15 protein-coding genes are annotated in these 13,938 nt (G+C 65.2%); 6 read left to right on the plus strand and 9 right to left on the minus strand.

The genetic code is table 11. The annotated features are described in order from the left end of the window. The first annotated feature begins 30 nt into the window (after nt 1–30). The 6 genes from AL072_RS11330 (at nt 31) to AL072_RS11355 (ending at nt 6,388) form a co-directional block, all read left to right on the plus strand. Nucleotides 31–1,761: a sensor domain-containing diguanylate cyclase gene (locus AL072_RS11330; protein ID WP_082108776.1), complete on the plus strand. Its 1,731-nt coding sequence runs from the start codon at nt 31–33 to the stop codon at nt 1,759–1,761. A 208-nt stretch (nt 1,762–1,969) separates the two neighbouring features. Next, nucleotides 1,970–2,755 carry a hypothetical protein gene (locus tag AL072_RS11335; RefSeq protein WP_045580243.1) on the plus strand — a complete coding sequence of 262 codons (786 nt, stop codon included), beginning with the start codon at nt 1,970–1,972 and terminating at the stop codon, nt 2,753–2,755. A 223-nt stretch (nt 2,756–2,978) separates the two neighbouring features. Continuing rightward, nucleotides 2,979–4,424: an NADP-dependent isocitrate dehydrogenase gene (locus tag AL072_RS11340; protein WP_045580242.1), complete on the plus strand. Its 1,446-nt coding sequence runs from the start codon at nt 2,979–2,981 to the stop codon at nt 4,422–4,424. 66 nt (nt 4,425–4,490) lie between these two features. Further along, nucleotides 4,491–5,042: an RNA polymerase sigma factor gene (locus tag AL072_RS11345; RefSeq protein ID WP_045580241.1), complete on the plus strand. Its 552-nt coding sequence runs from the start codon at nt 4,491–4,493 to the stop codon at nt 5,040–5,042. Beyond that, nucleotides 5,039–5,845, plus strand: a complete 807-nt coding sequence (locus AL072_RS11350; protein WP_052709858.1) for an anti-sigma factor family protein — start codon at nt 5,039–5,041, stop codon at nt 5,843–5,845. The genes AL072_RS11345 and AL072_RS11350 overlap by 4 nt, the downstream gene beginning before the upstream one ends. 174 nt (nt 5,846–6,019) lie before the next feature. Next, nucleotides 6,020–6,388: a GcrA family cell cycle regulator gene (locus AL072_RS11355; RefSeq protein ID WP_045580239.1), complete on the plus strand. Its 369-nt coding sequence runs from the start codon at nt 6,020–6,022 to the stop codon at nt 6,386–6,388. A 75-nt stretch (nt 6,389–6,463) separates the two neighbouring features. On the opposite strand, the gene AL072_RS11360 is transcribed toward AL072_RS11355, so the two are convergent. The 9 genes from AL072_RS11360 to rpsF form a co-directional block, all read right to left on the minus strand. Next, complete coding sequence (locus tag AL072_RS11360) at nt 6,464–6,931, minus strand: NfeD family protein (protein WP_045580238.1); 468 nt, start codon at nt 6,929–6,931, stop codon at nt 6,464–6,466. A gap of 4 nt (nt 6,932–6,935) precedes the next feature. Next, a complete protein-coding gene (locus tag AL072_RS11365) occupies nt 6,936–7,880 on the minus strand; it encodes an SPFH domain-containing protein (RefSeq protein ID WP_045580237.1) in 945 nt (314 codons plus the stop codon). Between the two features lie 94 nt (nt 7,881–7,974). Further along, the gene (locus tag AL072_RS11370) at nt 7,975–8,355 is read right to left on the minus strand and encodes an oxidoreductase (RefSeq protein ID WP_045580236.1); all 381 of its coding nucleotides are present in this window, start codon (nt 8,353–8,355) and stop codon (nt 7,975–7,977) included. A gap of 131 nt (nt 8,356–8,486) precedes the next feature. Next, a complete protein-coding gene (locus AL072_RS11375; protein ID WP_045580235.1) occupies nt 8,487–9,710 on the minus strand; it encodes an NADP-dependent isocitrate dehydrogenase in 1,224 nt (407 codons plus the stop codon). Nucleotides 9,711–10,035: 325 nt separating this feature from the next. Continuing rightward, a complete protein-coding gene (locus tag AL072_RS11380; RefSeq protein WP_045580234.1) occupies nt 10,036–11,301 on the minus strand; it encodes an SAM-dependent methyltransferase in 1,266 nt (421 codons plus the stop codon). A 257-nt stretch (nt 11,302–11,558) separates the two neighbouring features. After that, the gene (rplI, locus tag AL072_RS11385; RefSeq protein WP_045580233.1) at nt 11,559–12,119 is read right to left on the minus strand and encodes a 50S ribosomal protein L9; all 561 of its coding nucleotides are present in this window, start codon (nt 12,117–12,119) and stop codon (nt 11,559–11,561) included. After that, nucleotides 12,119–13,078, minus strand: a complete 960-nt coding sequence (locus tag AL072_RS11390; protein WP_045580232.1) for a YybS family protein — start codon at nt 13,076–13,078, stop codon at nt 12,119–12,121. The genes rplI and AL072_RS11390 overlap by 1 nt, the downstream gene beginning before the upstream one ends. A 48-nt stretch (nt 13,079–13,126) precedes the next feature. Further along, nucleotides 13,127–13,396 (minus strand): 30S ribosomal protein S18, encoded by a 270-nt coding sequence (gene rpsR / locus AL072_RS11395; protein ID WP_012974291.1) that lies wholly within the window; start codon nt 13,394–13,396, stop codon nt 13,127–13,129. Continuing rightward, nucleotides 13,397–13,837: a 30S ribosomal protein S6 gene (rpsF, locus tag AL072_RS11400; protein ID WP_045580231.1), complete on the minus strand. Its 441-nt coding sequence runs from the start codon at nt 13,835–13,837 to the stop codon at nt 13,397–13,399. Between the last annotated feature and the right edge of the window lie 101 nt (nt 13,838–13,938).

Genomic DNA, 13,938 nt, shown 5'->3' on the forward strand with positions numbered 1-13,938 from the left:
CCGGTTGAATAGTCACAGTGTGCAAGAAAAATGCTCATCAACGCTAAAATCTTGCGACGCATGATGATCTTCGTTTCCCTTTGCATCCTCGCGGGAAACAGCGTCCTGCTTTACTCCGGCCTCAGGAGTCTTGTCGACGCTGTGGAGTGGGTGCGTCACTCCGTTGAGGTGAGGCAATCTCTCTCCGATATGGAAGCGGAATTGGCCAAATCCCAATCTGCGAAACGCGGCTATATCTTGACGGAAGATACATTTTATTTGCAGATTTATTACAGTTCGGCCAAGGAGGCGATGGAAGAAATCGACGCTTTGCGCAATTTCGTATCCGACAACGATGAACAGTTGGACAATCTGATAAAATTGTCGACTGTTCTCGATCAGAAATTCCAGGAAATGTCGGAAGCCATTCGGCTGCAGATTTCCGGCGATCGGGCAAGCGCCAAGGAATTGGTCCGAATGGACCGCGACGGCGGGGCGATGGAAAGCTTCAATGCCGCGATAAACGAAATCGAACGGATAGAAAGTCAACTTCTGCGGGAACGTCAGGAGAATGTCGATGTGGCTCGCCATGCGGCGTTCGCCGCATTGTCGGGATTCATCGTTGCCGTCGCACTGCTGCTTGCCCTTCTTTACTATCTTGCAACCAGGGAAATCAAGCAGAAGACCCTGGCGTCGCATGAACTCAAGCTATTGGCCGACGAGTTGCATCGACAGACCGAGGATCTGACCAGGGACCGGAACGAGATCGCCTTGCTCAACGAGGCCAGCAGCTTCCTGCACAGCTGCAACACGGTCGCTGAGATTGCGTCCGCATTTCCTCCTTTCACGCGTAAATTGTTTCCAGACCGGGATGGCGCCGTCTTTCTGACGGCGGCATCCAGGAACCGCCTGGATCTTCTATGTCAGTGGGGAAGCGATGACGCCGCTCAACATTTCGCCCCGCAGCAGTGCTGGGGATTGCGGCGCGGCCAGGTTCATATCCACGAATCCGACGCCGCAGCGCCGCTGTGCGAACATTTCGGCGTGCTGGGAGGCGGTGCGTCCACTCTTTGCGTGCCGCTGGTGGCCCATGGCGAGACGGTCGGCCTTCTGAGCCTGTGGAGCACCGCCGGGGAGTCCGGCGGCGTCGACGAGCGCCGCATCCGCCGGATGGCGGACATGGTCGCCCGCCAGCTCGGCCTCACCCTCGCCAACATCCGGCTCAAGGAAAGCCTCAAGGAACAGACGATCCGCGATGCGATGACCAACGCCTTCAACCGGCGCTATCTCGAGGTGGTGTCGCAGAAGGAGGTCGCCAAGGCCAGGCGCTTCTCGCGCCCGCTGGCGGTGGCGATGATCGACATCGATCATTTCAAGCGCTTCAACGACACCCAGGGGCATCCGGCCGGCGACACCGCCCTCGTCAAGGTCAGCCACTATCTCCAGGAGAACATCCGGGAGTCGGACTGGCTGTTCCGCTATGGCGGCGAGGAGTTCCTGATGATCCTGACCGATACCGAACCGCAGGACGCGTGTGAGCGGCTGGACATGCTGAGGGCCGGCGTCGAGCAGTTGGTCATGCGGCATGAGGGAACCACCCTTCCCCAGGTGACGATCTCCTGCGGGCTGGCCGCCTTCCCGGCCCATGCCGACGATTTCGACGGCATCGTCGCGATGGCCGACGAGGCGCTGTACCGTGCCAAGCAGGAGGGGCGCAACTGTGTGCGGATCGCCCTGGAGGACTGCATCGCGCCCGAACCCGCGGAGCCGCAGCCGGCCTGATCGCCGACCCGGCGCATAGCGGACCATGGGTCCGCTGAGAGCGGGGGAGGGTTGGGGTGGGGGAAAAATCGGCGCTTGGGCGTGAAGATGGATGACCAAAATCCGATGATAGGACCAATCATCCAGAAAATATGATTTTTATCCTATCTCCATCCATGATCTTGTCGGAAACTGGCGGTGATGCCCACCCGACCCATGGAGCCGCCCCATGCCCCCCGATTGCCTGCATCCCGCCGAAGGTTTCGCCGCCGCCGGTCCGATTGCCGATGATTTCCCACGCTGGGCGGAGGAGCCGCCGGTGCCGCCGGACGGCGCTTTGGTGCCCGGCTCGCGTTTCCACGAGGAGCAATGGGTCATGGCCGCCGGGATGCTGGCGCGCGGTGCGTCCTTCCAGCAGGTGGCCCGTGCCATGGGATGCAGCCGCACCACGCTGTGGCGTGCCCATTACGGTTCGCAGCCCTTCCGCCATCGTGTCTGGTGGGAAAGGCAGGCGCTGAACCGGGAAGCCGATCTTCGGCTCGGCTCGCTGCGCGCCATGGTGACGGAGCAGATCGAACGGCTGGTATCGGCGGGCGATCCGGCGACGGTGCGCTGGCTGGCCGAGCGGCTCGGCCTGTTCACCGACATCGGCCGGCCCCGGATGCAGGAGGATTCGCCCGTCCGGCCGGCGTCCCATCACGGCCAGGCCGGATCCGAGCCCCAACCCCGGCCCCAACCGTCCGCCGATGCCGCCGACGTCCCAAGCCCGGCGGAGGGCCGTGTGCCCGCGTCGTCACCCGCTCCCGCTTTCGACGACGATGCCGTTCCGGGTGCGTTGCGCGAACGCACGCCGCCCGCCCCCAAGGCGGTCGCCGCCATCCTCGCCCGGCCGGAGGCCGACGGGCCGGCGGGGGTCTATCCCTGGACCCTCAATCGCGACGATCCCTTCCCCAATCTCGGTTCGGCGATGGAGAGGCGGGGCGGGCAGGGTGCCTTCGCGCGCCGCGGCCGATGACCGGGCCGATGCCCCGCCGGATGGCTGGCCCGGTGGCCGGAGTGAACAGTGGAACAGGGCTGGGAAAACGGTTCACGGCGTTTCAAACGTTCCACCCGTCGCCGCCGCCGCCCCTTTCGCCGCCCTTCCGCCGGGGTCCGTCGCTACGATCCGTCGCTGCCTCCAACCATTGAAAAAGCCCCCGGTTTGCGTCTACGGTCGCGCGTCCCCTTGGAGTGAGTGCATGCGCGATATCACCCCCGTCACGGTCGCCCCCGGCGACGGCATCGGCCCCGAGATCATGGACGCGGTGCTTCATGTGATGACTGCCGCCGGGGCGCGGCTGAAGGTGGAAGAGGTGCCGGCCGGCGAGGCGGTCTACAAGCGCGGCCATCCGGGCGGGCTGGACGCCGCCGGCTGGGGGTCGATCCGCCGCACGCGGGTCTTTCTCAAGGGGCCGATCACCATGCCCCAGGGCTATGGCAACAAGTCGCTGAACGTGGTCGCCCGCACCACGCTCGGCCTGTTCGCCAATGTGCGCCCCTGCGTGTCCTATCATCCCTATGTGCGGACCCGGCACCCGCGGATGGACGTCGTCATCATCCGCGAGAACGAGGAGGATCTTTATGCCGGGATCGAGCACCGGCAGACCGACGACGTCATACAGTCGGTCAAGCTGATCTCGCGGCCGGGGTCGGAGCGGATCGTGCGCTATGCCTTCGACTTCGCCCGCTCCAACCACCGGCAGAAGGTGACGGCCTTCGTCAAGGACAACGTCATGAAGATGACGGACGGGCTGTTCCTGAAGATCTTCTACGAGCTTGCCGCCGATTATCCGGAGATCAAGGCCGACCATATGATCGTCGACATCGGCGCCGCTCGCCTCGCCGACCAGCCGGAGCGCTTCGACGTCATCGTCACCCTGAACCTCTACGGCGACATCGTGTCGGACATCGCCGCCCAGCTGACCGGCTCGGTCGGGCTGGCCGGCTCGGCCAACATCGGCGAGACCTGTGCCATGTTCGAGGCGATCCATGGCTCCGCGCCGATGATCGCCGGGCAGGGGATCGCCAACCCGTCCGGCCTGCTGATGGCGGCGGTGATGATGCTGGTCCATATCGGCCAGGGCGACATCGCCGCACGCATCCACAATGCGTGGCTGAAGACCATCGAGGACGGCATCCACACCGCCGACATCTATGCCCGCGGGCTGGGCCGGGTCCGGGCCGGCACCGGCGCCTTCGCCGAGGCGGTGGTGGAGCGGCTGGGCCAGACCCCCGTCACCATGCCGCCGGTCGGCTATTCGACCATGCGGCCGGCCTATGACGGGCTGAACCGGCTGGCGCCGCGCGTCCGTGCGCACAAGGAGCTGGTCGGGGTCGACGTCTTCCTGCACTGGTCGGGCGGGCTGCCCGACGATCTGGCCGAGCTGGTGCTGCCGCTGTCGACCGAGGCGCTGACGCTCGCCAGCATCTCCAACCGCTCGCAGCGGGTCTGGCCGGACGGCAACGCCGACGTCTTCTGCACCGACCATTGGCGCTGCCGCTTCCTGGCGCAGGGCGGCCCGGTCCAGCATGCGGCCATCGTCGAGCTGCTGGGCCGGCTGGCCGAGGCCGGCATCGACTTCACCCAGACCGAGAATCTCAGCAATTTCGACGGCAAGGCCGGCTTCTCCTCGCCGGGGCAATGAGGGATGGCCGGGGCGGGGGCCGGGACGGACGGAAGGGATGGGAATAAAACCGCGGGGCAGGGCGTCATGACCGCAGACGACGCCGCGCCCGGACCTTCCATGAACCCGCCAGACATCGACGACCGCGCCATCGCCGCCCATGTGCCGCGGCTGCGGCGCTATGCCACCGCCCTGGTGGGCAACCGGGCGGATGCCGACGATCTCGTCCAGGATTGCGTCGAAAAGGCGCTGGCCAACCGGCATGCCCTGCGCGACCCGTCGAAGCTCGGCGGCTGGCTGATGACGATCCTGCACAACCTGCACATCTCCGGCCAGCGCGGGCGGCGGCGGCGCGGGGCCGAGATCCCGGTCGACGACCTGTCCGACGATCTGGCGCTCAGCGCGCCGCCGGCCGACCGCGGGGCGGTGCGCGACTTCGTCCGCGCCTTCGCCCGGCTGACCGACGAACACCGCACCATCCTGCTGTTGACGGGAATGGAGGGGCTGTCCTACCGCGAGGTGGCGGAGGTTCTGGAACTGCCGATCGGGACGGTGATGTCGCGGCTGGCCCGGGCGCGCGAAAAGTTGAGGGTCCTGCTGGATGGTGGAGCCGAGCAGGCGGTCAGGAGGATCAGATGATGAGCGGCACCCGCAATCCCGTGAGCGAAGCCGAGCTGCACGCCTGGCTCGACGGCGAATTGCCGGATGAGCGCCTTGCCGATGTCGAGCGCCACCTTGCCGACCATCCCGACGACGCCCAGCGGTTCGAGCGCTACCGGGGGCAGCGCGCCCTGCTGGGCCAGAGCTTCGGTCCGCTGATCGACCAGCCGCTGCCGGACCGGCTGACCCCGCCCTTCGCGATGCGCGAGCCTGCCGCCGGGCCGGCGGCGCCGCGATGGGGGCGGGGGGCGCTGTGGGGGTTGGCGGTCGCCGCCTCGCTGCTGATCTTCGTGTCCGGCGGTGCCGGCGGCTGGCTGCTGCGCGACCGCATGGCCGGGCGGGCCGAGCCGCCGACCGCCGCCTTCATCGCCGATGCCGTCGCCGCCCACCGCGTCTTCTCCGTCGAGGTCCGGCATCCGGTCGAGATCGGCGTGGACGAGGAAGCGCATCTGGTCAACTGGCTGTCCAAGCGGCTGGGCAAGACCATGCGTTGCCCGAAAGTCACGCGAGCGGGGTATCAGCTGATCGGCGGCCGTCTTCTGGCCGATTCCGTCGGACCTGTGGCCTTGTACATGTACGAGGATGCGGCTGGGCGTCGCATCACGTTGTATATCCGCCCGTCTCCCAATACCTCCGGTTCTGCCTTCCGCTTTGCCCAGGATGGCGGTGTCCGCGCTTTGTATTGGCAGGACAATGGCTTGGCGCTTGCCGTCACCGGCGAGCTCGATCGGGATACCCTGTCCGGCGTGGCCGAGGAGGTGTACGGCGCACTGAATTCATGAGTCGAGCCCCGGACTTATCAACAGGAATGTTGCCGCGCACCCCTATCGTCCGCGGCCGTCATCTGGTAGCTTCCTCACCGGCTGGCACAAAATGTTGCGGCTTATGGAAAACGGCACTAGACCGTGTCCCATTTGCCACAACAGAACCGGACACCGGATCGGGAGTACTCGGGGATGAGTTGGACGGACGAACGGATTCAACAGCTCAAGGATCTCTGGTCCCAGGGGTTGAGCGCGAGTGAGATCGCCGACACGCTGGGAGACATCACCCGCAACGCCGTCATCGGCAAGGCCCACCGGCTGGGTCTGTCGGGCCGGCCGTCGCCCATCAAGAAGAAGCCGACCCGCGGCGCCACCATCCTCGCCCTGACCGAGCGGATGTGCAAATGGCCGGTCGGCGATCCCAAGCATCAGGATTTCCATTTCTGCGGCAAGCCGGCGCTGCCCGGCATGCCCTATTGCGCCGAACATGCCGCGCTCGCCTATCAGCCGGCATCGGGCAGCAAGAAGCGCGACGAGGACCGCAACGTCGGCGCGGCCTGACCGGCGGAATAGACATTCAAAAAAGCCCGCTCTCGGGGGAGAGGCGGGCTTTTTTGTTGGTCCCCGCGAGGGGGCCTAGGCCGTTGTGCCGGGGATGTCCTCCCGCAACTCGACCGCATCGCGCAGCCGCAGCACCATGCCGCTGTGCCCTGAGACCACCATGGCAGTCCCGGCCGGGCGGTCGGGGCCCTCGACCGCCCACAGCGTATCCCCGACGAACAGCCGGCCGTGCCCGTTGACGAACGGCTCGGTCAAGCTCACCGAACGCCCGACCAACTGCCCGGCGCGGTCGTTGATCCGGGCCGCCCCATCGTCCGAGACCGCATTGCCGCGGCGGACGCGAACGATGGCGATGCCAACCGCGACGCCGGCGGCGATGGTGAAGAAACCGGCCTCGTTGACCAGCCCCCAGTCATGCCACAATGCGGTGACGAGCCCGGTCAGCAGGGCGGCCCCGCCGAACCAGATCAGGAAGATTCCGGGCAGCACCAGCTCCGCCGCGATCAGAACGGCACCCAGCGCTCCCCAAAGCAACGGTGACATTCGCTCAGTCTCCGTCGGCCGGGGGAGCGGTCGGCGGGACCGACCACGGATTGCGCGGCGTGACCGGAGCCCGTGGCGGCGATGCCTCGCGCAGCAGGTCGCCCAGCCCGGCCAGCGCACCGGCGACGCCCGCCAACTCCACCGGCAGGATCATCGTCTTCTGGTTGGGCGACGCGGCGAACGCCTTCAATGCCTCCATGTATTTCTGGCCAAGGAAATAGCCCAGCGTCTGGCTTGATCCCTGGGCCACCGCTTCCGACACCAACCGGGTCGCCTTGGCCTCCGCCTCGGCCAGACGCTCGCGCGCTTCGGCCTCCAGCTTGGCGGCCTCCAGCTTGCCCTGGGCGATGCGGATCTGGCTTTCCTTCTCGGCATCGGCTTCCAGAATCTGGGCACGGCGCAGACGCTCCGCCTTCAACTGGCGGCCCATCGCCTGGACGATGTCGTCGGGCGGGGTGATGTCCCGCAATTCGATCCTGGTCACCCGGACGCCCCAGGACGCCGTTGCCTCGTCGACCGCGCGCAGCAGGCTGGCGTTGATCGCCTCACGCTGGCTCAGCAACTCGTCCAGGTCCATGGAGCCCATCACCGTCCGGGTGGTGGTCATCGCCAGAGTCTGGATCGCCCGCTGCAGATCGTTGACCTCATAGGTCGCCTTCATCGGGTCGAGCACCTGGAAATACAGCACGCCGTCGGCGGTCACCGCGGCGTTGTCCTTGGTGATGACGCTTTGCGACGGCACGTCGACTACGGTCTCGCGCATGTCCACCTTCGCCCGGACCGAACTGATCACCGGGAAGATGACGTTGAAGCCCGGCTGCAGCGTCTCCTGATACCGGCCGAGCCGCTCGACGATGAAGTTGAAACCTTGGGGTACAATGCGGACGCTGGTGATCGCCAGGATGACGACCAGCACGAAAGCCGCGATGACGAGAATGCCGAGTTCCATCGATGGCTGCTCCTGGGCATGGACGGGCGCGGCATGGATATGCCCAACCCATCATGGGCCATTTTGGCATCGGCGCAAATCCCGTTGCAGCCCCTCAGTAATCCTGCGCGTCGTGCTTCAGCCGGACCAGTTCGCCGTTCAGCAGGGACAGCATCAATTGCACGACGATTTCATGGACGATGACCGTGTGATGATTGCCGGTCTCTTGCATCGCCTTGCGCAAGCCTTCGCGCACGGCCGGCACGCCGGTGACATCGATCAGCACGTCCACAGTCTCGCCGAGCGCAGCAAGGTCAAGGAAGCTGGTGGTTGTCATGATGCCGCGGTGCTGGGCCAGACGCATGCCCGGGGCATCGGGATCGAGGTCGGCCACGCCCGCAAGCTCCACGAACGGGGCTGCCAACAGCTTGCGCAGCAGGGGCGTTCCGGTCTCACCGGCGCCGACCACGGCGATACGGAAGAGGTCATTGGCCATCGGGGGCGTTCCTTTTCGGAAATGGGCAATAAAAAAGCGGGGAGTCGAAACTCCCCGCTCGAACCCTAGCCGAGCCGCGGTCCGGTTTGACCCTGACGCGGCGTCGCACCCTCTGGAGAACGGTACTGGCCTTACGCCCAGACGGCCATCTTCTTTTCCAGATTGTCCGACAGCTTGTCCAGGAACTGCTTCGTGGTCAGCCACGGCTGCTGCGGGCCGATCAGGATCGCGAGATCCTTGGTCATATAGCCCGCCTCGACGGTCTCGACGCAGACACGCTCCAGCGTCTGCGCGAACTTGACCACATCCGGCGTGTCGTCGAACTTGCCACGATAAGCCAGGCCCTGGGTCCAGGCATAGATCGAAGCGATCGGGTTGGTCGAGGTTTCCTTACCCTTCTGGTGCTCGCGATAATGGCGGGTCACCGTGCCGTGCGCGGCCTCCGCCTCGACGGTCTTGCCGTCCGGCGTGACCAGGACGGAGGTCATCAGGCCCAGCGAGCCGAAGCCCTGCGCCACCACGTCCGACTCCACGTCGCCGTCGTAGTTCTTGCAGGCCCAGACGAAGCCGCCTTCCCACTTCAGGGCGGAAGCGACCATGTCGTCGATCAGGCGGTGCTCGTAGACCAGCCCCTTCGCCTTGAACTGCTCGGCGTAGCTCTCGTCGAAGATCTTCTGGAAGATGTCCTTGAAGCGCCCGTCATAGGCTTTCAGGATCGTGTTCTTCGTCGACAGATAGACCGAGTAGCCGCGCTCCAGGCCGTACATCAGGCTGGAGTGGGCGAAGCCCTCGATAGAATCGTCGAGGTTGTACATGCCCATCGCCACGCCGGCGCTGGGATAGTCGAACACCTCATGCTCGATCTGCTGGCTGCCGTCGGCGGCTTCCCACTTGATCGTCATCTTGCCCGGGCCGGGGACGACGAAATCGGTAGCCTTGTACTGGTCGCCGAAGGCATGACGGCCGATGATGATCGGCTTGGTCCAACCCGGAACGTAGCGCGGAACGTTTTCGCAGACGATCGGCTCGCGGAACACGGTGCCGCCCAGGATGTTGCGGATCGTGCCGTTCGGCGATTTCCACATCTTCTTGAGGTTGAATTCCTTCACCCGCGCCTCGTCCGGGGTGATGGTCGCGCACTTCACGCCGACGCCATACTGCTTGATGGCGTTCGCCGACTCGACGGTGACCTTGTCGTCGGTCTTGTCGCGGTTCTCGATGCCGAGGTCGTAGTACTTCAGGTCGATGTCGAGGTAGGGCAGGATCAGCTTGTCTTTGATGAACTGCCAGATGATGCGCGTCATCTCGTCGCCGTCGAGTTCGACGACCGGATTGGCTACCTTGATCTTGGTCATGGGTGCGAGATCTCCCCGAACGGGTAAGGGCGTTGTCATTCCTTGGGAGCCGGGCGCGTCGTCCAGCGGGCGCTTGTTGCCGGGGAGCATGCCTCATGGGTGGCTCCCCGGTACCCCGGGCGGAAATCAATCGCGGTTATATAGCATCGCCCCATGACCGAAAGGAAGGCGTGGCGGTGGTCCGGGCGTCGATGTCGCACGATTCCGCTTGCAACTCAGCCCAGCGCCCGGCCATGATGGTCAATTGGTATTACCGGTTGGCTGGATTGAGCCTTTTTGCCGCCCTCGTGACAGCCAAAGGCCTTGCTTCGGGCCAGACCAGGGTTCAGGCGGCCGACTCCGGCGTCCGCGCAGGGCGTAGACCGGCCGAACCAGTGGATGCCGATCCAAGCTCATGTTCGGCATTCACCATATAGTCACGTGTCAACGGCACCGCCCCCAACGTTCGCGCAAGCTGGATCTGGAATACCATGTGCCCCTGCAGGCGGAAGGCCAGCTCGGCACCAGCCAGATAAAATTCCCACATCCGGCAGAACCGCTCGTCAAATAGCTTTTTCGCCTCCTCGCGGTGGGCATCGAAGCGGTTGCGCCAGTGACGCAATGTTTCCGCGTAATGAAGGCGAAGCACCTCCACATCCGTGGTGAACAGGGCAGAACGCTCGACGACAGCCAACACCTCGGACAGGGCGGGGGAGTAGCCGCCGGGGAAGATGTATTTGCGGATCCAGGGGTTGGTTGCTCCCGGTCCGTCGAGCCGGCCGATGGCGTGGATCAGAGCCACCCCGTCATCGTTCAACATATCGTGCACCGCATCGAAGTAATTGCGGTAATGCGGCACGCCGACATGCTCGAACATGCCGACCGACACGATGCGGTCGAAGACTCCGCGGTGGTTTGCCGCGAACTCACGGTAGTCGTGCAGTTCGAAGTTGACCCGATCGGCCAGCCCGGCCTCCTGTGCGCGTTGCCGGGCGACGGCAAGCTGTTCCGACGATAGGGTGATACCGGTTACCCGTGCGCCGGTACGCCGTGCCAGATACAGCGCCATGCCCCCCCAGCCGCAACCGATGTCCAGCACCCGCATTCCCGGCACCAGCAGCAGCTTGGCCGCGATATGGCGCTTTTTCGCTTCCTGTGCGTCTTCCAGCGACATGGATGGGTCGGGAAAGTAGGCACAGGAATACTGCATGTCACGGTCGAGAAAGAGCTGATAGAACTGTCGGGACAAGTTGTAATGGTGCTCGACATTCTGTCGCGATCGCCGCATCGGGTTGTATTGCTGCAGGCGACGCAGCAACGGCGAAAGCGAATGGGCTGCGCGCCCCAGGGCGCCCTGCACCTCGGTCCCGCTCATCAGCATCGCCAGCAGGTCGTAGATTGTGCCGCCATCCACCGAAAGGCGGCCGTCCATATAGGCTTCACCGAAATTCAGGCGCGGGTTCAACAGCAGGTCGCGCTCCACCGCGCGATCATGAAGCCGGAGGGTCAGCTTTGGCGGGCCGGACCCGATGCTGTGATGCCTTCCAGTGGCTGTGACAAGGTCCAGGGTTCCGTCGCCCTTGGCGGCGGCAAGCAGATGAACCAGCAGCATGCCGAACTCCTTCCGCGGTGCCGGTTCAAGCATGATGCGCAGGGGTGAATGCGACAATCCGTCAATCGGTCAGGACTGCTACCCAATTTGGGCATTGCGGATGTATGGCGCCCGATGGAGTTGAAACAACGAACCTGAAATGCGGAAAACCGCCCGACCCTGTTCGGGTGGGCGGCTTCCGGACGAACGGTGCGACTGTGCCGAGGCGAACCCGAAGCCGACCAGGCCGGTACGGGACGCTCGCGGCGGGAGGGCGATCAGCCCTCCTCTTCCTCGGTCGCGGTCTCTTCGACGTAGGTCTCTTCCTCGTCGTCATCGCGCAGGTCGGCGGCGGTGATCATGCCACCGCGCTGGGCCTGCAACTCGGCCTCTTCGGCCGAACGGGCGACGTTGACCGTGACCGTGATCGACACTTCCGGATGCAGGACGACGCGCAGCTTGAAGAGACCCAGGGTCTTGATCGGGGTGTCGATCTGAACCTGCTTGCGGTCGGTCTTGTAGCCGGCGGCGGTCAGCGCGTCGGCGACGTCGCGGGTGGTCACCGAGCCGTAGAGCACGCCGGTCTCGGCGGCCTGACGGATCACCACGACAGAGACATTGTCCATCTTGCCGGCGACATGCTCGGCATCCTTGCGGCGCTCGAGATTGACCGCTTCAAGGTGAGCCTTCTGCTTCTCGAAGACGGTCAGGTTCGCCTTGGTGGCGCGCATGGCCTTCTTCTGCGGCAGCAAGAAGTTGCGAGCGAAGCCGGGGCGCACATTGACGACCTGACCCATCTGGCCGAGCTTCTCGACCCGCTCCAACAGAATAACTTCCATCACTCGTCCTCCTGACCGGGGGCCGCGGGGGAAAACCGGCGGCGCAGCCCGATCCATTGCTCGATCATGCCCAGGCCGACCAAAAGCAGGATCGGCCACCCGAAGAGAAACAGCATCATGTAGAAGCCGACCAGGATCAGCGTGCGTGCCGATCGCCGGCTGGCGAACACATGCACCACCGAAAGCCCGGCGAAGGCGAAGGGTACCGCCAGGAGCAGCGCGATATTGGCCGCCAGGAACCCGAAGGTTCCCGGTGCGATGGAAGCGACGACGACCGCTACCGCGAACAGCGGCACCAGCCAGTTCGGCAACTCCAACTGGTCCAGACGCATGGCGGGGCGCCGGTTGCGGCCGAACCGCATCAGCACCCCTTGCGCCAGCACCGCGTTGACGATCGTCATGACAAGCCATGACACCGCCACCAGTCCCGGTAGGACGGCAGCCACCCAGAATGCCTCGGGATCCGGGGCCGGCTGGCCCTGCGCGCGGAACGCCGGCTCGACGACTCGGGCCAGGGTCTGCTGCATCAGCCCTTCCAGCCCACCGGGCTGATCGAGCGTCAGGATCACCGCGGCAAGCAGCGCCGCCATTCCCATCCCGGTCAGGCCCACAAGGACCCGTCCGGGCGGATACCATTCCAGGGTTCCATCTTCCAGCGAACGCGCCAGCAGCGACTGCCGCACCACTAGGATCGCCGGGGCAGCCCCGGTGACCAGATAGGACAGCGCAACCAGCATGCCGCCGGAAGTTCCCAGCATCACCGCGGCGGTGCCGGCCAGTCCGGCCAACATCACCGCCGGCGCCCCCAGCCAAAGCCCCGTCAGGAACAGCGGCAGGGGGGCCAGGTAGCCCAGGATCAACGCGCCCATCCCCCCGAACATGACGGACAGGTAGAAGAACGCGCTGACCAGACCGCCGCCGACAGCGACCACCAGCGGAACGGCCGGACCCAAGGCCATGGGAACCCCTTAAAGACCTTCACCGATAACCTTCGGCCGTAGCCGGGCTTACTTCACCACGTAGGGAAGAAGGGCCAGGAAACGGGCGCGCTTGATGGCGCGAGCCAGTTCACGCTGCTTCTTCGTCGAGACCGCGGTGATGCGGCTCGGGACGATCTTCCCGCGTTCGGAGATGAAGCGGGACAGCAGCTTGACGTCCTTGTAATCGATCGCCGGAGCGTTCGCACCGGAGAACGGGCAGGTCTTGCGGCGGCGGAAGAACGGACGGCGGGCGCCGCCGGTGCGGGCGGGAGCGCCCGTGGTCTGCTTGTCGCTCATTTACACGGACTCCCCTTCGGCGGCGGCAACGTTTTCCTGACGGCGCGGCGGACGCGGGCCACGGTCGTCGAAGCGGCGCGGACCGCGGTCGCCACGCTCGCCGCGGTCGCCACGCTCGTTGCGGCTCTGCATCATCGCCGACGGATTCGCATCGAGAGCGTCGACACGCACGGTCATGAAGCGCAGCACGTCTTCGCTGATGCTCATGTTCCGCTCCATCTCCGCGACGGCGGCGGCCGGCGCATCGATGTTGAAGAGGGTGTAGTGACCCTTGCGGTTCTTCTTGATCTTGTAGGTGAGGGTCTTGAGACCCCAGTACTCGCTCTTCGCGATCGTGCCGCCGTTGTCGCGGGCGATCTGGGCGAACTGCTCGGCGAGCTGCTCGGCCTGGGCTGCCGAAATGTCCTGGCGTGCGATCAGCACGCACTCGTAAAGTGCCATTGCACTCCCCATGGCTGTTCATGGTCCGGCGCTGCGCCCCATCCCTCATGGATTTGGATCAGCCGCCCGGGCCTAGCCGACGGCGGACCGCCGGCAAGGAG

This window comes from Azospirillum thiophilum (genome assembly GCF_001305595.1).
Lineage (GTDB): Bacteria > Pseudomonadota > Alphaproteobacteria > Azospirillales > Azospirillaceae > Azospirillum > Azospirillum thiophilum.